Below are 19709 nucleotides of genomic sequence, written 5' to 3'. Positions count from 1 at the left end.
TTTTTGCTGATACTCAGGCCGTATACCATTCCACTACTTCACTTCGTTACCTTACAGTCACGAATAGTTTTAAATTAGCGAACTAAACGGATAAGAGGAACTGGCATCCTTCTTCGGATTAAAGTTAAAATTTTATTCGTGGATCGCTTTGAAGATACTCTTCTTAGCTGTTTCCCCGATGATTTCAGATAGAGTCGGATGAGCGAAGACCATTTGTGAGAGTTCATTTGCCGTTCCTTCTGCTTCCATCGTAGCTAATACCGTGTGGATCAATTCAGTCGCATGTTCTCCACAAATCACAGCACCTAAGATTTCTTGATACTTCGAACCGACAAATAGTTTGATCAAGCCATCTGTCGCGCCTTGCGTCAACGCTTTGGCATTGGTGATATAAGGTAATTCCACGACTTTCAGCTTAGCGTCTGCCGCTTTACTTTCGTCTTCAGTCAATCCCACGGACGCGATCTCTGGCGTACTGTAGACACATCGAGGAATACGTGTGGCATCATACGTTTTTTCATGGAAACCAGCCAGATGTTCCACTAAGATCCGACCTTCTTCGCTAGCAACATGTGCTAGTTGATAACTGTTGATCAAATCCCCAATCGCATATACATGACTCTGACTCGTTTGGTAGTGGGCATCGACCTGAACAAAGCGGTCTTTTTCTAATGCCAACCCGAGTTGTTTGGCTAAAGTCAGATCCGCACGCCGCCCCGTTGCAACCAGTAAATGGTCGAAGGAGAGAGCTTCGTCGTTTAGTAAGACTTGATTTGGTTGAACGTCTTTGATCTGAGCGGCGATGTGGATCTTGACACCTAATTTAAGCAGAGCGGCTTTCACCAGCTCACGCGCCGTTTCATCTTCGGTCAACAAGATATCCGACGCAACTTCAACGATCGTTGTATCGACCCCCAGTGGTGCCAAAGCAAATGCCAACTCGACTGCGATCACACCGCCGCCGATGATGACTTGTTTTTTAGGCAACTCCGTCTGGGCAAAAAAGGTATCCGTCGTATCATAAGAAATCTGATCCAGCCCATTGATAGGCGGAACGAACGGCTGTGACCCAGTTGCGAGGATCACATCGGTTGCTTGAACCAGTTGATTATCAACATATAATTTTTTTCCGATGAAGCTTGCTTCACCTTTTAACAAAGTAACTTTATTTTTTTTGAACAAATTTTCCACACCACCGCGTAATGTCGCGACAACGGTGTTTTTGCGTTCGACTAATGCCGGAAAATCGATCGCTGCGACTTCGGTTTTGATCCCGAATTGACTCGCTTGTTTGATAGCGGTCATCCAATGAGCGTGTTCCAAAAAAGTTTTGGATGGAATACAGCCGACATTCAAACACGTACCGCCAACAAAATTTTTTTCGATGACGACTACTTTCTTCCCTAATTGAGCGGCTCGCAAAGCGGCAACATATCCGCCAGGCCCCGCTCCAATAATTGCTACGTCATACAATCTAATTCCCTCCTTTTCCAATTTAAGCTGATTACATCTGTGGCTTGTTTAGGATTCAACTGGTTCTCGCCTTTAGTTAAGCAAGTTACATGCCAAAATAAAACGCTTGTAATCTCAAAGCGTTTAACACTTTTCCTTTCAGCTGAGACACTCTTTTGCAACAAAATGTGTCAAGTTGTTGCAAGCAGTGAAACATCATTTTTCAATCGGACTGAGACTGACTTTTTTAATGTCATTAGGTGGATTAAGCTAAAAAAAGCGAGACACGCAGTCCCGCTTTTAAATTTCAATCTCATATTGTTTTAGTTTTCGATACAATGTGCTACGGGAAATGCCGAGATCTTCGGCGGTCTTGGCCATGCGAAATTGATTTTTCCGTAAAGCGTGGAGGAGGGTGGATTTTTCTTCATTTGTAGTGGTGGTCTTCAATTGTAAGCTACCGATCTGGATCAAGCGGCGAATATCAGCTGCGGTTGGCGCGTTATCTGGATAAAAAGCTAGCACACGTTCTAAAACGTTGCGCAACTCGCGGATATTGCCTTCCCAATCATATTCGGCAAATAGCGGAATAACGGTTGAAAGCCACGGCGGGTCCCAATTCTTTTCTTTAGCAAATTCAGCGATCAAACAGGTCAAGTCTTCCTTTCGGTCTCGCAAAGGCGGCAACTCCAACACACCAACGAAAATCCGATAATACAGATCTTTTCGAAATTTACCTTCGCGGACCAAAGCTTTTAAATCACGATTGCTTGCACTGACTAACCGGAAGTTCGTCTCTTGAGCAGTTTCACTTCCCAGTGGGGTGACTTTTTTTTCTTCTAAGACCCGCAGTAACAACTGCTGCATACGAAAACTCATACTGTCGATCTCATCTAAAAAGAGTGTGCCGCCATCTGCTTGGATCAATTTTCCAGGGTAACCACTTTTTTTCGCGTCAGTAAACGCACCAGCAGCATAACCGAACAATTCACTTTCTAATAATTGTTCACTTAATGCCCCACAGTTGACAGCAATCAGCGGTCCTTTAGCAAAGGCGGAATTTTCATGGATCGCACAAGCTAAACTTTCTTTGCCCGCTCCGGTCTCACCATGGATATGGACTGGCAGATCACTTTTGGCTAACGCATTAGCATCTTGTAACGTTTGTTTCATCTGATCATTTTGCGTTGCGACGCCCCGATAAATGAATTGCGGTTCAACAGTCTGCAACGTATAGCCAATCAATTGCCCTTCTTTGATCAGAGCTTGTTTTTGATAAATTTGTGTCTCGACTTGCAAGGCATCCGCAGTGACCTGACTGCCAGTCTTTACGCCACACAAACGAAGATTCAAATCCGCTTTGACAACTCGTCCAGTCTGGTCCAACACTGCGGCAACGCGCGGATTTTCTGCGACATACTGAAACAACAACTGATCTTTTGCTAACGCATACTGAGTCAGCTTCAAACTGATATTCTCACCGATCAGTTCGACAAAAGTCATCAATTCCCCAATCCCATTTTCCGGTAAGCGTTGCGAAGACAGATCAATCACAGCGACCGGCTCACCCCGATCAAAAATCGGCGTCGCCCAACAATTCCAAGCATGTGAAGTCAAATTGTAATGCTGCAATCCTAAAACACAACTCGAACGATTGTCCATTAAAGCAAGCGCGATCGCGTTCGTTCCAACGGTCGCTTCATTCCAGCGATTGCCTTCACGAAATGCGATTTGATTGGCTGAATCCAACATCGTGTGGTGACCGGCGCGATATAAAATCACTCCATCCAGATCCGTTAACACAAACAACGGTTCGACCATCGTATGGTAACGGGCAAACCGTTCGATCTCCGATTTAAACAACTGGACGATCACCTCATTACGCTGAATCTTTTGTTGCAATGCTCGTCCTTTCAACAACTTATTTTCAACTCGATATGGATCTACTCGTTGTTTTTTACTACGCAGCCAAGAATTTTTGATAGCATTAGGCAGATCGACTTCATTCAACAAACCTAAGCCTGAACTTTTTTGTGGATCGACAAACATTTGCCACTGTGCTTTTGTCACTACCTTCATCACAACTCGCCCTCTCCTTTTTAGTAAGCGGTTACAATAATTTGAATCACCAACAACCCCGAAATGCAATTTTATTGTAGCGTCACTTCTTTTGAAACGCTAGCAAAGGGACTCAAAAAGACCCACATTTTAAAACCATCTTTCAGTAAAGTAACACATTATTTCAGGAATAAGAGCTGTGAAGGTCATCTAAAGCGGAAAACGATTAGTCCAGGACAATAAAATAAATTTTTCAATCTACTACTGACAAGCGGTTAAAAACTTTTTTACAGCAAAAAACTTACATCGGAAGACGGAGGTTTCGCTTGACGTACTTCAAGTATAATGAAGACAATCACAGAAACGAGGACCGCTTATGAAAATCAATTATCTCGCCTTGTTGAGCATTCTTTTTCTTGATCTGATCTTGATCGGGATCGTCATTGCTTGGATCTCACTTGTCTTTGCTTTATGGTGTGTGACACTAACTTTTTTACTTGCTCCATTATTACTTTTGATCATTAACGTAACGAACTGGCAAGATTTTAGTGCATTAAATTTAACGATTAGCCTGTTGCTATCGACTGTCAGTTATTTCTGGCTGTTACCACGAGCACAAAGTTTTACGCGCTACACCCGTGATACCTTGGCAAATGTCATTGAACAACAAAAAAATAAAATCTTCCCAAAGTCTAATTAAGGTTAGACTTTTTTATTTTCTTCTTTACAAAATGTAATGGATTGATTACACTATAATGTGTAATCAATCCATTACATATAGGAAGGAGTTCATTACATTGATTAAGAATCGAATTCGGATCTTACGAGCAGAACGTGAATGGACTCAAGCTGAACTCGCTCATCGCGTTGGAATCTCTCGCCAAGCAGTTATTTCAATTGAAAAATACAAATACACTCCATCACTGGAGTTAGCTTTCAAGATTGCCAAAGCCTTTGAAGTCCCCATCACCAAAGTATTTAGACCGGAGGAGGAAGAATAGAAATGAATACTTATACGATCTATTCACTGATCAGATTAATCTGTCTATTAATTATGATCACTTTTTTACTTGCTAATGAACGTTTCAATAAAAAGAAAAAGTTAGAATATAAAAATGATGAACGTTGGAAGACCGTTAAGTTAAGTGCGAATCGAATCGTTCAAAAATACTACCTTCTATTTACTTTTCTTGTTTCTGTGGGAGCTGTTTACTACATGATGTTTGCAGAAAATAGTCACACAACCATTCTACTCAAAGATGTTTTTAAGATTCTGTTTTATATTATGATGCTCGCTATCCCAATTGAATACCTCGCTTTGCGTTATTATGGTAAAAAGATCTAATTGCTATTTTTTCCGATAATTGTGCTACACTATTTCCAGATAGGAATTAAGTTTGATGCATGATCCTCGTAGTGAAAAACTATTTCAATTGATCCAAACTGCTTACAACAGCTCCGAGTTGCAAGCCACACCTGAACTCAAAGATTTATTATTTACGGCAGCACAAGCTTTAGAAAACGAAAAAAGCTATCTTGATGTGATCGTTCCACTTTCCCATGGTATTTCCAGCTACTATTTGAAGCACCATGCGATTCCCAAAAGCGTTTTAAGCCTTTACAATCAGATCAAAGCCGATGTCCAGCCTGAAAAATTAAATGAAAAAAAATTACGACAATTTGAACTAGCTAAAGGTTTAGCTGCAGTTCCAATTATGTTTTCCGGTATCATTCGTTAAAAAAACTTGTCCGACTAAAAAATAGTCGAACAAGTTTTTTTATTTGACAAGCCAAAAGAGAATGGTAGGAATGATGACTTTAAGAAACCAAAAGATTAATCCGGGAAATACAATAATCGCTAGGATGACAACCAATGGAAAAATGATTCGCTTGATCAAGTATTGATTATCGATCAAACCATAGCGATAACGATTGATGGTGTATACGATGCTGACAACTAAACAAGCAAAGAAAAAACTATCGATGTGAAGCGGAGAAATGCTGATCAGGCCGCCTTGCTGAAAACCACCCGCTGAAATAATCAACGCAGCTTTTTGATAAACTGGCCCAAAAAAGCTGAGAATCAATTGTGCCAAATAGATCACTAACAAAAAGAACATACTGAACGCTAAACTATTAAAAACCGTTCGTTTTTGCAATTCATCATACCTCGTTATGTTGACGAGCATCCCCAACAGTGAGCCAACTGATACAAAAGAATAGAGCCCTAACACTAAAAATAGACTAAGAAATATCATCTTTTCCCTCCTATATGATGCCTGGCAGTATCACGAGTCCTACAAAGATCATTAATGGAAAAATAATTCGCTTAACGATATAGTTGCCATCGATCAAGCCATAGCGATAACGATTGATCGTGTAAATCACACTGATGACGATACAAGCAAATATAAAAATATCAATATGCTGATGCTGATTGATTAAAGTATTCAGCGGCCCAGTTGGTGAAACGATCACTGCGATTTGTTGAAATTGGGGTCCCAGCAAACCCAAGATCGATTGAAGTAAAAAAAATCCGCTAAAAAAGAGCATGCTAGTAGCTAAACTATTGACCACCGCTCGTTTTTGCAATTCATCATAGCTTCTTACTGTAACGAGCGTCCACAAAAAAACCAATTGCCATCAGTGAATACAGACCAACTACTAAAAACACAACTGAAAATAATGACATCCCTACTCCTCCAATTGAAAAATCTTTTCCATCGGCAATTCAAAATAACGCGCAATTTTGAGAGATAGTTCCAAGCTGGGATTGTATTTCATTTTTTCGATCGCCGTCATCGTCTGACGCGAGACTCCCAAGTCGTTAGCCATTTGATTTTGTGGAATTTTTCGAGCTTCACGGAGGGTTTTGATTTGATTATTGACTTTCATCTCTGCCTCCTAAGTAAATATATCTTTACGTCGAGTATAAATAAAACACGTCACAAGGTAAAGATATTTTTACCTTGAAACGTGCTAAAGTGTGACTTTTATTTTTGTTTTCAATTAATTTAGTTTGATCAAAACGCGATTTTGAAAACACTGATTTCTGGAATGACACCAAAGCGCGCGTGGATCGTCGTCGTCCCTAATCCAGTATTAACGTAGACTTTCGTTTTATCTTTTAGTTCATACAAGCCGCGAACGTATTTACGGGCTAAGACATTTGTGACTTGATAAAATGGCAAACGGACTTGTCCGCCATGACTATGGCCAGCTAAGACCAGTTGCGTATTTGTTCCTAAAAATCTATCGGCAACGTCTGGCTCATGGGTCAATAAAATCGAATAATCCGCTCGACTGCGATAAGCTAACGTTTGAGTAACTGATGGCTGTCCCAGCAATGAATCATCTAACCCACCGATAAATAAGCGTTTACCCGTTTTTAACGTCAGTGTCGTCCCTGTGTTACGTAAAACGGTAAAGTCCGCATCATTCATCACTGTTTGATAAACACGAGCCGCTCCCCCACCGTAATCGTGATTGCCCCACACCGCATACTTGCCCAATGACGCGTGAAGTTGTTTTAATTCGGCCGTGATCTCTGCTGTGTGAGCGTATTTCGTATAGTTATCAAATAAGTCACCTGTAAACACGATCACATCTGGTTGTTCACGATTGGCTTTGCGAATAATTTTTTTCAAGCGCCCTGCTCGATAACTCTCAGAGACTTGGATGTCTGAAAGCTGAACGACTTTGACAGCCGCAGGAGGCTTACCAAATTCCAAGCGGTGGACCGCCACTAATCGCGGTTCGATTTGAAAAGCATAAACGAACAGTAACAAGAGCAGCACTCCTAGTCCGAGTAAAAATTTTTTCATCGGTCCCACCTCGATTGGCGAGTAAAAAATTGTGCTAACCAGTAAGCACTGATGATGAGAGCGACGCTTAAGATCCCAATGATCAAGCGGCGTTTTGTTTTATTTGTCATACTGTCTCCTCCTTATTGAAGAAGATAACAAGTAAATGTGCAAAACTTGTGCAAAAAATCAGCGGGGCAAACTTAAAATCGCGCGAAACAGTTGCGCTGTCTGTTCAAGCTGCAAAGTTCCTCCCAGCGCGGTGGCGGCTTGACTTGCGATCGCCAGTCCCAGTCCGTGCCCAGAAAGCTGGTCGTTACGAGAAGTTTCGCCAACGACAAACGGTTTTTCCAGCTGAGCAAATGTTTCAGCTGCGATCGGTTCTGCGCTATTTTCGAATCGCCATTCGTAACGAGTCTCTAGCACACGACCGGTGATCACAAGTTGCGGCTGTGTGCTGTATTTCAATGCATTGGTGATCAAATTTTGAACGATCAACTGCAACAAAGCTCGATTCGTGTTCAAGATTGCCGGTTCTAACTGCAAGTGAATGACAAAATCTTGATCCAACAGCTGTTCTTGTTGCTGTTCAAAAAAGGTTACGACATCCAATTCTTCTCGTGCAACGTCTTGTTGGAGTTGACGACTATAGGCTAAAAGCTCCGTGATCAACTCATTCATGCGTTTCAATTGCTGATCCAATTCAGGTAATAATTGAGGATTTTCCAATCCCAACCGCTCACTATCTACTAATAATTGCATGACCGCTAACGGTGTTTTCAATTCATGCGCTAAGTTGGCGGAAAAATCTTTTAGCTGCTGATTACGAGTAAGTAGCTCTGTTTCATGGGCTTGTAAATTTTGTTGCATTTGGGTGATCGAAGCCGTGAGCGCGCCTAATTCATTATCAAACGATTTAGGCTTCGTGGAAAAATTCAACTGGGCAATTTGGCGAGTCGTCTGTTCCAATTCTTTAATCGGTCGGATCAACTGCCGCCGGATCGCGACCACTAACAACGTGATCACCAGCCCCAAAAAAACGAGCGTTGCGAGTAAGAGCAACGGGAATAAGATCGTCGCCATCTGGGTAAAATCAGGAATGCTCGTCCCAACTAAATAAAAGTCATCACCATGAATAAAAAAGCGGGCGTAAAATTCATTTTGCTGTTTTGTCTGTTTGAATAACCGCTGACTGGTCTTTTGCTGGCGCGCGGCAGTCAAAGTTTGCTCGCTGACCCAAAAAGTATTCAACTTGATCCCAGCTCGTGCCAAACGCAATGTCAATTCATCTGTCGCCGTTGTTTCCGTTAAACCCGCTCGACTCACTTTAGTTACTACGATCGCAGTAGGAAATTTTTTTCGTCCCGTTTTGATCAACTGCTCCGTTTGCTTGACGGGGCGCTCTAGCCGCCAATAATAATAAGTCGGAAAGACAAAATGATAAAACACCGCAAACAAGACGACCCCGCACACTAAGATCAAGCTGATTCGTTTGATCAAGCTTGCAGTCAGACTATTTTTTTGGAATTTCAAAACGATACCCCGTTCCATAAACTGTTTGGATAAACGCCGTTCCCACTTTATCCCGCAAACGACGGATAAAACTATCTACGGTACGCGCATCCGTCTCCGCTTCCATCCCCCAAACGGCTAGCACAAGTTGTTCACGAGTCAAAACGCGTTGTTGATTTTGATAAAAATAATACAGCAATTCATATTCTTTTTTAGTCAATGACAAAGGTGTGCCATCTAACCTCACGTTAAGCTCAGCTGGATAAAAAACGAGTCGCTGGTCATCCCCTTGAATCAGACCTAACAACTTTTGGACACGAACCAACAGCACTTCAGCATGGAATGGTTTCGCTAAATAATCATCCACGCCAGCTACTAAAACGGCTACTTCATCTGCGGGTAAATTTTTAGCCGTCAACATCAAGACTTTGATCGGCCGTTCACGTTTCATTTGTTTGGCGACGGTCAGACCATCACGCTTTGGCATCATCCAATCTAAGATCACCAATTCAAAAGCTGTCTGATAGAATTTTTCTAACGCGTCTTCCCCATCACTAGCCATAACCACTTCATAACCAGCATGAGTCAACAGTTTTGCCAACAGATCCCGCATCGTCTCTTCATCTTCGCCCACTAAAATACGAACCAACTCATTCACCTACTTTCTTTTAGCTCAATTAAAAAAGGAGCGGGCCGCAAGCGGTTCCGACTCCCAGTTTGATCTTGACGCGACGATTTTAAATCATTTGACGTCCGCGAAAAATCGCGCGCATCGCTTTTTTCAATGGAAAATACACGATACTGACAATAATGATCGTCGAAAAAATGTTGATCACAGTTGCGGGCATCGTAGCTAGCGCCGCCCAAAATGCTGGCTTGACTTGCGCGCCCGCGATGATCCCCATCACGGTCGCCTTGATAACGGACATCACAAATTTCGCGATGCCGGCTGCGATTCCCACGACTACGACTTGACTGACTTTAGTGATCTTTTTTTTGAACAATAAAATCGCTAAATAAGCCGCGCCGCCGACAATAAAACTTTCCACGAGAAAATACGGCGCTTCAGTCGCGTAACCATTTAATAAATCAAATACGAAAAAGCCGATCCCACCTGCTAGTGCACCTTGCCAGTAACCGATCAGTAAAACTGCTAGTAAGACGACGGCGTTTCCAAAGTGGATAAACGCACCGGTTGGCAGTGGAATCTTGATCATCGTGCCACTGAATGTCAACGCCGCAAATAACGCGATCAAGACTAAGGTTTGAACTTTTTGATCATTTTTCATTTAACATTTCTCCATTCGTTTTTCCGCGTGATTGTAAGCACCATGCCAAACATGTCCAGTGTATTGATTGATCTGGACCCCCGCTTTGATTGCCGCTGCGGTAAATTTGATTCCACACTCTACTGCAGCTTGTGGCAAAGCACCTTTTGCTAGTGCCGCGGTGATCGCTGCTGCAAATGTGCAACCGGCTCCGTGGTTAGTCGTCGTTTGGATCAACGGATGCGGATAAAAATGACTCGTCCCATCGTAATACAAATCAACGGTTTGATTCTTATTTTCGACCAGACGCGTCCCACCTTTGATCACCACGTGGGGAACACCAAAACGTGCGATTTTTTCAGCTGCTTGCGTCATCTGCTGCCGATTTTTGATTTCACTCATTCCAGCTAAGATCGCGGCTTCCCGTAAATTAGGTGTGGTCAGAAAAGCTTGCGGTAACAATTTAGTTTGCAATGCACGAACATTTTCTTGCCCGATAAAAGCTTGCGTCTTTTTTCCCCCGATCACGGGATCGACGACGATTTTTTCCGTTCGCTGCGTCAATTGTTCCGCTACTAGCTCAATGATCGCCGTGGTGGGTAGCAAACCTGTCTTGATCGCATCAATTGGGCCGGCAAATACCGAGGCCAACTGACGCTCGATCACTTCGGAACTTAACAAGTCAACCGCGTGACGGCCATTTTCCGGATCAAGGGTCACAATCGAGGTGATGGCAGCTAAGCCAAATGTCCCAAATTCTTGAAACGTTTTTAGATCCGCTTCCAACCCTCCGCCGCCAGTCGCATCCGAACCTGCGATCGTTACTACTTTTCTCATTTTGTCAGCCCCTTTCCTAAAGCTTTCTTTTAAGCATACTGGTAACGCGCTCAGAACAAAACAGCCAATTGGATTTCTTTTTTCTCAGCCAATCAAAAAACAACTTCCTCAATCGAAGTTGCTCATTGATCTAATAATTTATCCATGATGGAGCGTGCTACTTTTTCTCGCATGCCCAACGCATCGATATGATATTTCATCTCATAGCCACTCACCAATACATCACACACATATAATTGTGAAATTTTTCCAGCCAGCGAGCCACCATTTAATAATTGTTCTTCAATCGCTGTTTGCAAAATGACATCGGCTTTACGCGCGATGGGTGACAGCAAATAATTGGTCACCACTACTACTGGCACTTGGTTTTCTTTAGCGATTGCAACAGACTCAAACGTGTCTTTCGTTCGCCCCGTCAATGAAAAAGCAATCACAAGATCTTCTTGGCCTAATGAAGAAGCGATCTGGGCTTGGAAATGCGGATCAGTGATTGCTTTGGCATGAATACCTACCCGCAGCAACATTTTTTCAAAATCTTCCGCGCTTTGCCCGCTAGATCCCACACCAAAAATATAAATATTCGCTGCTTCGTGCAGGCGGGTCACGACGTCTTCGATTGCAGCGGCATCTACTAACTCGCTCGTTTGATCGATCGCGTGTTTTAAATTTTCCGCCACGTCATCAAAAAACTGATGTCCTTTGTGGCTGACTTTTTGTTTACTGAAATCTTCTTTAGCAATCTCGATCTTTAAATCAGAAAAACCAGAAAAACCCAGCTTCTGACAAAAACGAATGATCGTAGCGTCCCCCACTCGCGTCGCTTGCTTCACGTCATTCATCGTATTATAAACGATTTTTTCACCACTTGATAAAATATAATCCGCCACTTTTTTTTCCGATTTCGTCAAGTTGGGATACTGCTCATGGATCTGTTGGATAATTTGCATCACATTCATCGAAGCTTTCTTGCCAGCTTCGCCTCCTTTTAGCCTTTAGTATAGCTTATGTCATTAGCTGATGCCAAATCGAAGTTACCGATCAACTAATTGCTAAAATCAAAAAGTGATCCAGTTGAACGAGTACACCTCCGTTCAACTGAACCACTAGAAATTTATTTTTTAACCAGTTTACTCACCGTACCAAGCGATCCCTTCAGCTTGCCAACCGTCATTTACTAATGCATCCCGCTCCCCAATGCTCATAGTATAATGATGGGCGCCAGACTTAGCATTTGGATTGTATAAACGATACGTCGCTTGCTTTTTATCATTGGCTGCGTTAAAACTGATTCCTTCATCGTGCCAACCTGCTGCGACCAACATCTTCACTTCAGCCAAGTTCGTCGTGTAATGATGATCCCCAGCATTTGGATTATAGACCCGATAAACAGGAACGCCTCGTGTATACGACTGCCAAGAAATCTCTTCATACTGCCAACCTGCTTGTGTTAATTGATCTTTTTCGGTTGTACTTTTAGTAAAAAAATGTTCCCCGCTATTTGGATTGTAGAGCCGATAAACTGCTTCTGAATAGGGTAAAATCGTGACAAAATTCACTGTTGGGGTTTCTGGGATTGCGATTCCGGAATATTTTTCTAAAATCGCCTTCATTGAATCGTCAGAAAGGTTCGCCTCTGAATAAAAACTCGTCTTGCCAGGTTTCAATGCCTGCCATCTTCCATCTGCCGAAAAGTTCAACAGTGCTGGTTCATTTGATGTGAATTTCAGTTCACCCGTAATTGGAATATCCACTACCGGAGAAAATTTATACTCGACCTTCCCGGTATCACCTACAACGACTGTTTCAGGAATCGTCTGTTCATCATAGTTCCACTTAATGATCGCACGTTCTGCTTGACCTTTTACTGGAAATCCGATGAATATGATCCCCATTAAAATCAAGAATAAGCCGCTAACAAACTGATAATTCTGCTTTGACTTCATTTTATCCCACCTTCACTAAAATTTTTTGAAATAGTTGGCATCGTTTACAAAATAAGTTTAACAAATCTTGTGCTATCTGAACACTGATTCACTCTGAGCTTCCTTTGAGCCCTACCACTAGAATATTATTTTCTAAAAAAACCATTTACATTTTTGAAAGCGCATGCTATATTCTATTCGGAGTAAAACTCCAAAATAAATTTAATTGGAGGATTAACGGAGTGGAAATTTTAACCCAAACATATTCAAAAGAAGAATTTATCAAACAAGTCAAAGGTGGGCTGATCGTTTCTTGTCAAGCGTTGCCAGGCGAACCGCTTTACACCGAAGCTGGTGGGATCATGCCATTACTTGCTTTAGCTGCAAAAGAAGCCGGCGCTGTCGGGATTCGCGCTAATTCAGTCCGGGATATCACCGAGATCAAAGCAGTCGTTGAGCTACCAGTGATCGGGATCATCAAAAAAAGTTATCCCCCGCAAGAGCCTTTTATCACAGCTACCATGCAAGAAGTCGATGAATTAGTCGCTTGTCACGTTGATGTTATCGCGTTAGATTGCACGTTACGGGAACGATACGATGGGCTTTCCATCACTGAATTCATCCAACAAGTCAAAGCAAAATACCCAGAACAACTCTTGATGGCAGATTGCGACACCTTTGAAGCCGCAGAAAATGCCTACCAAGCTGGCGTTGATTTTGTCGGGACCACACTTGCTGGTTATACAAAAGAAAGCCGCGTGATCGACGGACCTGATCTTGACTTGATGGAAAAAATCATCGCAGCAGATATGCCATTGATCGCAGAAGGCAAGATCCACACCCCAGAACAAGCGAAAACGATTCGGGACCTTGGTGCGACAGGAATCGTCGTCGGTGGTGCCATCACACGACCAAAAGAAATTGCGCAGCGGTTCATCGCAGCGTTACAATAGGAGGAGCAAACTATGTTTAAAAAGTTTTCACAGTTAGGACGAGCGTTCATGCTGCCGATCGCGATCTTACCGGCAGCCGGATTATTGTTAGGAATCGGTGGGGCACTCAGTAATCCCAGTGCGGTAGCTGCCTATTCATTTTTAGATCAGACGTGGCTACAAACGATTTTAAAAGTCATGAACTTTGCTGGAAATGCTGTTTTTGCAAATATCGCATTGATCTTTGCCATTGGTGTTGCCGTTGGTTTAGCTAATGGTGACAAAGGAACAGCCGGTTTAGCCGGTGGGGTCTCATACCTCGTTTACACGGGAACGATCAGTGGTTTATTGGAGTTATTCTCCAAAAAAGACGCAACGATCGATACCGGCGTCGTTGGTTCGATCATTATCGGTGGGACCGTGGCCTTTTTACACAATCGCTATCGTAAAATCGAATTACCACCATTTTTAGGTTTCTTTGGTGGTTCACGTTTTATCCCGATCATTTCTTCGTTTGCAGCAATCTTAATCGGCTCCATTTGTTATATCGTTTGGCCGCCGATCCAAGATGGTCTCGTTGTAGTTGGAAAACAAATCGCACAAATGGGAAGTCTAGGCACGTTCTTCTACGGTTTCTTATTGCGTTTAACCGGTGCAGTTGGATTACATCACGCGATCTATCCGCTGTTTTGGTATACGTCACTAGGTGGTGCGGAAGAAGTCGGCGGTAAGATGATCCAAGGCGCGCAAAATATTTTCTTCGCTCAATTAGCTGATCCAAATCATACTGGGATGTTCACTTATGGCACACGCTTTTTTGCTGGCCGTTTTGCTACGATGATGTTTGGTTTGCCAGCCGCTTGTTTAGCGATGTATCATGCGATCCCGAAAAAAAATCGCAAGAAAAATGGCGGTTTATATTTTAGTGGCGCATTGACTTCATTCTTGACTGGGATCACGGAACCAATCGAATACACATTCTTATTTGTTGCTCCTTGGTTGTATGTCATCCATGCTTTTTTAGACGGTCTCTCATTCTTCTTTGCCGACATTTTAAGCGTCCGGATCGGAAATTCATTTTCGGGTGGACTGATCGATTATTTACTATTTGGCGTTTTACAAGGTGAAGCTAAAACCCATTGGCTGTATGTGATTCCATTAGGCTTAGCTTGGGCGGGTGTTTATTATGCGGTCTTCCGCTTTGCGATTCAAAAATTCCACGTGGCGATCCCAGGTATGTTAGATGAGGAAGAAGACTTAGCGATGCCTGTCAGCAAACCGTCAAGCTTGAATGATGAAGCGATCATGATCATCGAAAACCTTGGCTTAAAAGAAAATATCGAATCTGTCGGAGCGTGTGCGACTCGTTTGCGGGTGGCGGTCAAAGATAATCAAAAAGTCAATAAAGCCGCAATCAAAAGTCTCGGCGCAACCGCGGTCTTAGAAGTCAACGGCGGTATCCAAGCTGTCTTTGGCGGAAAAGCAGATCTCTTAAGTCAAGAGATCAATCAAATCTTAGGAATGGATAAATAGTAAACTCGGAACATTTTCTGTTTGACCTTCACTACGTTTAATAAAATTTAGAATTGGAGTGAATCAAATGTTCAACTTTTTCAAGAAAAAAGCTACGGAGATCACGACCCCAGCTGCTGGTGAAGTCATCTTATTAGACCAAGTCAGTGATCCAGTCTTCGCACAAAAAATGATGGGTGACGGTTTTGCGGTAGAACCTACAGCAGATACGATTTACGCTCCGGTGACCGGTACCGTGACCAATGTCTTTCCCACTAAGCACGCTGTCTCGTTTAAAACCGAAAATGGGATCGAGTTACTGCTTCATCTCGGAATCGATACGGTGAGCTTGAACGGCGAAGGCTTTACGTTGGATGTTGCTGAAAATCAAAATGTGACAGCAGGTGATGTGATCGGCACTATGGATTTAGCAGCTGTCAAATCAGCTGGTAAAGAAACCACGATCATGGTCGTCTTTCCAGAAGCTAAAGAAACGGTGACCGTCACTCCACAAACAGCAGTGGCAAAAACAGTCATAGCAAAATTAAGTTAAAAAACAAAACGTCGGGCTTGATCGAGAATTGATCAAGTCCGACGTTTTTTATTTAGCAAATACCTAAACTGTAAGCTAGTTCATCCCAAAATAAACTATCACTATCAACTGCTAAACCACTAAGCTCTTCTTTCCACCGATGTTGGCTGAGGGAGTGGTCTTGGTTCACGCAAATCGACTCCACTGACTTTGCAGGCAACCGCACTCGCCATCACTCCGCCATTTAAATTCACGACGGTCCGTCCCATATCGACTAATGGTTCGATCGCGATAAAGATCCCCACTAAACCAACTGGTAATCCTAATGTTGATAACGCAATAATCGTTGCCACCGTTCCACCACCGCCAGTTCCAGCGATCCCAAACGACGTCATCGCGATCACAAAAGCTGCGTAAAAGAAAAATTGTGGCGACAGCGGGTTGATCCCTTGGGTAGTCGCAACAATCGCAATGATGATCCCAGGATATAACCCGGAACAACCACACATCCCCATTGATGTAGCAAACGACGCACTCAAACTAGAGATCCCTCGTGGAATCCGTAATTTTTCCTGCATATCTAAGTTCAATGGCATCGAGCCGGCACTTGAAGCCGTGATAAAGGCAAAGGACAAAACAGAAAAGGCGTGTTTGATATAGCGCGCCGGTGAGATTCCGCATAATGCGATCACCGTGATCTGTAGCGCAAACACGATCGCCATTGCCATATAACAAGCAATGAAAAATTGCGCTAATTTTAAAACAGCCGACAGATCATTATTCACCACAGTCGTCGTCATGATCGTAAAAACAGCATACGGTGCAAACGATAGAAATAAACGAACAACTGACATGACGATCTCATAAACACTGTCCATCCACTCTTTGAAAAAACGAGCTTCTTGCGGTTTACGGTCCTTGATTTTCAAGTAAGCGATCCCTAGAAATAAAGCAAAGATCACAACGCCCAGTGTTGCACTCGGACGCTGACCAGTCAGATCAAAAAATGGATTGGACGGAAAAATCGCGAGGATCTTTTGCGGCAAGGTCAACGTGTGCTCACCACCAGCTACATAATTTGCTTTCAATTCATTTGCGGCATGCAAAGCAGATTTTGAAATCGTGAAGCCTTTGCCATTGATTCCGGAAAAATGCCCCGTAGCAAGACCCACCATCCCCGCCACACCAGCAAAACTCACTAACGTCGCAATGATCACACCACCTAATTTCACGACGTTCGTTTTCACTTCGATCTTCGTAAATGCTAAAATCACACAGACTAAGACTAGCGGGGTCGCGATCATTTGCAGTAATTTTACATACACGCCACCGATGATTCCCACCCAATCAGAAAACAACATACTTTGCGCAGATGTAAAAAATCGATTCAAAACTAAACCATAGATGATTCCTACTACTAACGCTAACACGACGCGTTTTGAGAACGGAACTTTTTTCTTTTTCAAATAAAGCAACCCATAAATCACTAAAAAGACCACAATCAACGTACCAGCTAACAACATTTTTTACACTTCCTTCGTTTTGGTAAGTGCTTCTTCCTGAGCGGTGCAGCTTATGGTCAAACAGCTAATGGTTACAGTTTGCTACAATCGTGCAGTTACATTTAAACAGCACAAAAAACGTGGCTTGGAAGAAGGACACTTTGCTTAGAAACTCTAAGTTTATCTGGGCTTCAAACTCAACGACGTGTCTGCATTTCTTCCACCTCCAACGCTTTTTTGACTATTTCAGATGCCGTTCAAAGCGTAACAAAGTGTTATCTTTAACGCAATATGAAAAAACACACTTAAAATCTCCTATTTCATTCCACTGAACAAGTGTACTAGCTGCCTAGAGTTCATTTTTTAGAGTTGATAGTTAATTTTTTGCTTGAAAGTAAAAAAACACAACGACCACTCATCCGTCAGTCGTTGTGTTTAGCTTTGATCGTTTAGCCTAATAAGCCCATCGCGTACATTTTTTCAGCGATCTGAACTGAATTCCAAGCCGCGCCTTTAAGTAAGTTATCTGAAACGACCCATAGATGAACCCCAGTCTCCACGTCAAGATCTTTTCTGATGCGGCCGACAAACGTTTCTTTTTTACCGACACTATTTAACGCTTGGGGATATAGTTGTTCAGTTGGATCATCTTCTAAGATCGCACCAGGTGCTTGCGCGATCACCTCTTTGATTGCTTGAGCCGACGCAGGTTTTTCTGTTTCTACATAAACAGATTCTGAATGGCCCACCAAGACCGGGATGCGGACACAAGTCGCGGAAATTTTGATCGTGTCATCTTCCATGATCTTTTTCGTTTCATTGACCATCTTCCACTCTTCAAAAGTGTAATCGTCTTTATCAAAAACATCGATTTGAGGCAACGCATTGAAAGCTAATGGATAATGTTTCTTATCACTACCAGCAGGTAAGATCTCGGCTTTTAATTCAGCGGCAGGTTTGCCAGCTAAATAGTCTTCGATTTGATTTTTCAATTCGTCCATCGCTTCGTTACCAGCACCGCTGACAGCTTGGTAAGTAGAAACGATCACGCGTTTTAAACCAAAATTTTTCCGAATCGGTTCTAGCGCCACCATCATTTGGATCGTAGAACAATTCGGGTTGGCGATAATGCCTTTATGTTGACGCAGCGCTTCGGGATTGACCTCAGGCACGACTAACGGCACAGTCGGGTCCATCCGAAAATGGCTGGTATTGTCCACGACGATCGCCCCGCGTTTTACCGCTTCTGGGGCAAACTTAGCTGAAACACTGCCGCCTGCAGAAAATAAAGCCAAGTCGATCCCTTCAAATGATTCAGGTACGAGTTCTTCAACAGTAATCGTTTGATTTTTAAACTGTAGCTGCTTACCGGCTGAACGTTTTGAAGCTAAGAGTTTGACTTCTCCCAACGGTAAACTTGTTCCCTCTAACATTTGGATCATTCTCGTTCCAACCGCGCCGGTCGCTCCGACAACAGCTACGTTTAAATTTCTCATGCTAATCACTCTTCCAATTCATAATATTTTTATTTTTCTCATTTTATCACAAAACAACGGAAGTGCAAACTAACCCAGCCAATTGCGAGCCGCGGTCAATTCTTCCATATTCAGCTGGTGCCCCATCAACGTTTCTTCTACCGTCACATTCGCGTGGCGCTTTTCAAACGCATCTACTAGTTCGTCAAAAGAAGCTTGACTGACGATGGGATCATTTTCACCACCATAGGATAACCAGACCCGCTTATCGGCCAGATCAAACGTTTGCGTCTGAACCCCCAGTGACATTGGGTGGAAAAAGATGCCTTGTCGTAGTGGCGTCTTACGTTCTAATAACAAATGTGCCGCGATATTTGCGCCGTTTGAATAGCCGACTAAGATCCAATCTTCTAAGGCCACTCCGTATTTGTCACTTTCAGCAACGATCGCTTGGAGCAACTTGTCACTTTCAGCTTCCAAACTAGCGATATCAAATTGATTCAAGCCATTACGTTTGAAAAAGCGATTCATACCATCTTCTTCGATCTCACCTCGAAAAGCTAGAATTTGACTATCTTCATCTAAAAAACGCGCGATTTCAACTAAAGAAGTTTCATCGCCACCAGTCCCATGCAGTAATAATAAATTTTTGCCACCCGCTTTGCCAGGTTGATAAAGAGTTTTCATCTGTTCCACTCCTCTTACTTTTTATAAGGAAAGCTTACCACAGCTGATTTGAAAAGCCGAACGATACGATCGCCACCATTTCCCTTAGTCAAAATCACTAGTGTTGCACAAATAATTTCAGAAAAATCTGAAAACTATGTTTCATTCAAAATTGCAAAAAAGTCGAATGCTTACGCAGCGGATGACTTTTATTCCAGAAATTGTACGTTTTATTAAA

The 19709-nt window shown here is 42.8% G+C and carries 22 protein-coding genes; 7 read left to right on the top strand and 15 right to left on the bottom strand.

All coding sequences use genetic code 11. From position 1 onward, the window contains the following. Positions 1–132 precede the first annotated feature (132 nt). Together lpdA and GVJ38_RS11635 are read right to left on the bottom strand one after the other, a co-directional pair. Complete coding sequence (gene lpdA / locus GVJ38_RS11640; protein WP_159723335.1) at positions 133–1479, bottom strand: dihydrolipoyl dehydrogenase; 1347 nt, start codon at positions 1477–1479, stop codon at positions 133–135. 273 nt (positions 1480–1752) lie between these two features. Next, positions 1753–3531, bottom strand: coding sequence for a sigma-54-dependent Fis family transcriptional regulator (locus tag GVJ38_RS11635; RefSeq protein WP_159723318.1), 1779 nt, complete (start codon positions 3529–3531; stop codon positions 1753–1755). Positions 3532–3886: 355 nt separating this feature from the next. Here GVJ38_RS11635 and GVJ38_RS11630 point away from each other — a divergent pair, with 355 nt between their 5' ends. The 4 genes from GVJ38_RS11630 (at position 3887) to GVJ38_RS11615 (ending at position 5249) form a co-directional block, all read left to right on the top strand. Beyond that, the gene (locus GVJ38_RS11630; protein WP_159723317.1) at positions 3887–4210 is read left to right on the top strand and encodes a hypothetical protein; all 324 of its coding nucleotides are present in this window, start codon (positions 3887–3889) and stop codon (positions 4208–4210) included. Positions 4211–4310: 100 nt separating this feature from the next. Then, the gene (locus tag GVJ38_RS11625; protein WP_327785599.1) at positions 4311–4511 is read left to right on the top strand and encodes a helix-turn-helix transcriptional regulator; all 201 of its coding nucleotides are present in this window, start codon (positions 4311–4313) and stop codon (positions 4509–4511) included. Between the two features lie 2 nt (positions 4512–4513). Then, positions 4514–4855 carry a hypothetical protein gene (locus GVJ38_RS11620; RefSeq protein WP_159723315.1) on the top strand — a complete coding sequence of 114 codons (342 nt, stop codon included), beginning with the start codon at positions 4514–4516 and terminating at the stop codon, positions 4853–4855. 55 nt (positions 4856–4910) lie between these two features. After that, a complete protein-coding gene (locus tag GVJ38_RS11615; protein ID WP_159723314.1) occupies positions 4911–5249 on the top strand; it encodes a bacteriocin immunity protein in 339 nt (112 codons plus the stop codon). Between the two features lie 39 nt (positions 5250–5288). Here the strand turns inward: GVJ38_RS11615 and GVJ38_RS11610 are convergent, their stop codons facing one another. From GVJ38_RS11610 to GVJ38_RS14200, 10 genes are all read right to left on the bottom strand, one after another. Further along, positions 5289–5768, bottom strand: coding sequence for a hypothetical protein (locus GVJ38_RS11610; protein WP_159723313.1), 480 nt, complete (start codon positions 5766–5768; stop codon positions 5289–5291). A gap of 10 nt (positions 5769–5778) precedes the next feature. Then, positions 5779–6102: a hypothetical protein gene (locus GVJ38_RS11605; protein WP_159723312.1), complete on the bottom strand. Its 324-nt coding sequence runs from the start codon at positions 6100–6102 to the stop codon at positions 5779–5781. A gap of 102 nt (positions 6103–6204) precedes the next feature. Then, complete coding sequence (locus GVJ38_RS11600; protein WP_159723311.1) at positions 6205–6405, bottom strand: helix-turn-helix transcriptional regulator; 201 nt, start codon at positions 6403–6405, stop codon at positions 6205–6207. A gap of 128 nt (positions 6406–6533) precedes the next feature. Beyond that, entirely contained in the window at positions 6534–7334 is an 801-nt protein-coding gene (locus GVJ38_RS11595; RefSeq protein ID WP_159723310.1) for a metallophosphoesterase, read from the bottom strand. A gap of 168 nt (positions 7335–7502) precedes the next feature. Continuing rightward, entirely contained in the window at positions 7503–8846 is a 1344-nt protein-coding gene (locus GVJ38_RS11590; protein ID WP_159723309.1) for a sensor histidine kinase, read from the bottom strand. Beyond that, entirely contained in the window at positions 8827–9474 is a 648-nt protein-coding gene (locus tag GVJ38_RS11585; RefSeq protein WP_235032885.1) for a response regulator transcription factor, read from the bottom strand. Before GVJ38_RS11585 ends, GVJ38_RS11590 begins: the two co-directional genes overlap by 20 nt. A gap of 88 nt (positions 9475–9562) precedes the next feature. Next, positions 9563–10114, bottom strand: coding sequence for an ECF transporter S component (locus GVJ38_RS11580; protein ID WP_159723308.1), 552 nt, complete (start codon positions 10112–10114; stop codon positions 9563–9565). Continuing rightward, positions 10115–10930: a bifunctional hydroxymethylpyrimidine kinase/phosphomethylpyrimidine kinase gene (thiD, locus tag GVJ38_RS11575; RefSeq protein WP_159723307.1), complete on the bottom strand. Its 816-nt coding sequence runs from the start codon at positions 10928–10930 to the stop codon at positions 10115–10117. 122 nt (positions 10931–11052) lie between these two features. Next, the gene (locus GVJ38_RS11570) at positions 11053–11877 is read right to left on the bottom strand and encodes a MurR/RpiR family transcriptional regulator (protein ID WP_159723333.1); all 825 of its coding nucleotides are present in this window, start codon (positions 11875–11877) and stop codon (positions 11053–11055) included. 180 nt (positions 11878–12057) lie between these two features. After that, entirely contained in the window at positions 12058–12873 is an 816-nt protein-coding gene (locus GVJ38_RS14200) for a hypothetical protein (protein ID WP_200849500.1), read from the bottom strand. Between the two features lie 227 nt (positions 12874–13100). Here GVJ38_RS14200 and GVJ38_RS11560 point away from each other — a divergent pair, with 227 nt between their 5' ends. The 3 genes from GVJ38_RS11560 (at position 13101) to GVJ38_RS11550 (ending at position 15849) form a co-directional block, all read left to right on the top strand. Next, positions 13101–13805 carry an N-acetylmannosamine-6-phosphate 2-epimerase gene (locus GVJ38_RS11560; RefSeq protein ID WP_159723331.1) on the top strand — a complete coding sequence of 235 codons (705 nt, stop codon included), beginning with the start codon at positions 13101–13103 and terminating at the stop codon, positions 13803–13805. A 12-nt stretch (positions 13806–13817) separates the two neighbouring features. Then, complete coding sequence (locus GVJ38_RS11555) at positions 13818–15317, top strand: PTS transporter subunit EIIC (protein ID WP_159723306.1); 1500 nt, start codon at positions 13818–13820, stop codon at positions 15315–15317. Positions 15318–15384: 67 nt separating this feature from the next. Continuing rightward, positions 15385–15849: a PTS sugar transporter subunit IIA gene (locus tag GVJ38_RS11550; RefSeq protein WP_159723305.1), complete on the top strand. Its 465-nt coding sequence runs from the start codon at positions 15385–15387 to the stop codon at positions 15847–15849. Between the two features lie 119 nt (positions 15850–15968). On the opposite strand, the gene GVJ38_RS11545 is transcribed toward GVJ38_RS11550, so the two are convergent. From GVJ38_RS11545 to GVJ38_RS11535, 3 genes are all read right to left on the bottom strand, one after another. After that, positions 15969–17351 (bottom strand): cation:dicarboxylate symporter family transporter, encoded by a 1383-nt coding sequence (locus GVJ38_RS11545; RefSeq protein ID WP_159723304.1) that lies wholly within the window; start codon positions 17349–17351, stop codon positions 15969–15971. Positions 17352–17779: 428 nt separating this feature from the next. Next, positions 17780–18826, bottom strand: coding sequence for an aspartate-semialdehyde dehydrogenase (locus GVJ38_RS11540; RefSeq protein WP_159723303.1), 1047 nt, complete (start codon positions 18824–18826; stop codon positions 17780–17782). A 69-nt stretch (positions 18827–18895) separates the two neighbouring features. Then, on the bottom strand, positions 18896–19492 hold the full coding sequence (locus tag GVJ38_RS11535) for an alpha/beta hydrolase (RefSeq protein ID WP_159723302.1): 597 nt from the start codon (positions 19490–19492) through the stop codon (positions 18896–18898). Positions 19493–19709 lie beyond the last annotated feature (217 nt).

The organism is Enterococcus sp. CSURQ0835 (assembly GCF_902706605.1).
Classification (GTDB): Bacteria; Bacillota; Bacilli; order Lactobacillales; family Enterococcaceae; genus Enterococcus_A.
The sequence above is the reverse complement of the archived record's forward strand: the minus strand, read 5'-3'. Positions and strand labels throughout refer to the sequence as shown.

Bases quoted from the DNA above. Each gene is read 5' to 3' on its own strand.
- GVJ38_RS11635 (WP_159723318.1), bottom strand. From the start codon at position 3,531: ATGAAGGTAGTGACAAAAGCACAGTGGCAAATGTTTGTCGATCCACAA.
- GVJ38_RS11630 (WP_159723317.1), top strand. From the start codon at position 3,887: ATGAAAATCAATTATCTCGCCTTGTTGAGCATTCTTTTTCTTGATCTG.
- GVJ38_RS11620 (WP_159723315.1), top strand. From the start codon at position 4,514: ATGAATACTTATACGATCTATTCACTGATCAGATTAATCTGTCTATTA.
- GVJ38_RS11615 (WP_159723314.1), top strand. From the start codon at position 4,911: ATGCATGATCCTCGTAGTGAAAAACTATTTCAATTGATCCAAACTGCT.
- GVJ38_RS11610 (WP_159723313.1), bottom strand. From the start codon at position 5,768: ATGATATTTCTTAGTCTATTTTTAGTGTTAGGGCTCTATTCTTTTGTA.
- GVJ38_RS11600 (WP_159723311.1), bottom strand. From the start codon at position 6,405: ATGAAAGTCAATAATCAAATCAAAACCCTCCGTGAAGCTCGAAAAATT.
- GVJ38_RS11595 (WP_159723310.1), bottom strand. From the start codon at position 7,334: ATGAAAAAATTTTTACTCGGACTAGGAGTGCTGCTCTTGTTACTGTTC.
- GVJ38_RS11580 (WP_159723308.1), bottom strand. From the start codon at position 10,114: ATGAAAAATGATCAAAAAGTTCAAACCTTAGTCTTGATCGCGTTATTT.
- thiD (WP_159723307.1), bottom strand. From the start codon at position 10,930: ATGAGAAAAGTAGTAACGATCGCAGGTTCGGATGCGACTGGCGGCGGA.
- GVJ38_RS11570 (WP_159723333.1), bottom strand. From the start codon at position 11,877: ATGCAAATTATCCAACAGATCCATGAGCAGTATCCCAACTTGACGAAA.
- GVJ38_RS14200 (WP_200849500.1), bottom strand. From the start codon at position 12,873: ATGAAGTCAAAGCAGAATTATCAGTTTGTTAGCGGCTTATTCTTGATT.
- GVJ38_RS11555 (WP_159723306.1), top strand. From the start codon at position 13,818: ATGTTTAAAAAGTTTTCACAGTTAGGACGAGCGTTCATGCTGCCGATC.
- GVJ38_RS11550 (WP_159723305.1), top strand. From the start codon at position 15,385: ATGTTCAACTTTTTCAAGAAAAAAGCTACGGAGATCACGACCCCAGCT.
- GVJ38_RS11545 (WP_159723304.1), bottom strand. From the start codon at position 17,351: ATGTTGTTAGCTGGTACGTTGATTGTGGTCTTTTTAGTGATTTATGGG.
- GVJ38_RS11540 (WP_159723303.1), bottom strand. From the start codon at position 18,826: ATGAGAAATTTAAACGTAGCTGTTGTCGGAGCGACCGGCGCGGTTGGA.
- GVJ38_RS11535 (WP_159723302.1), bottom strand. From the start codon at position 19,492: ATGAAAACTCTTTATCAACCTGGCAAAGCGGGTGGCAAAAATTTATTA.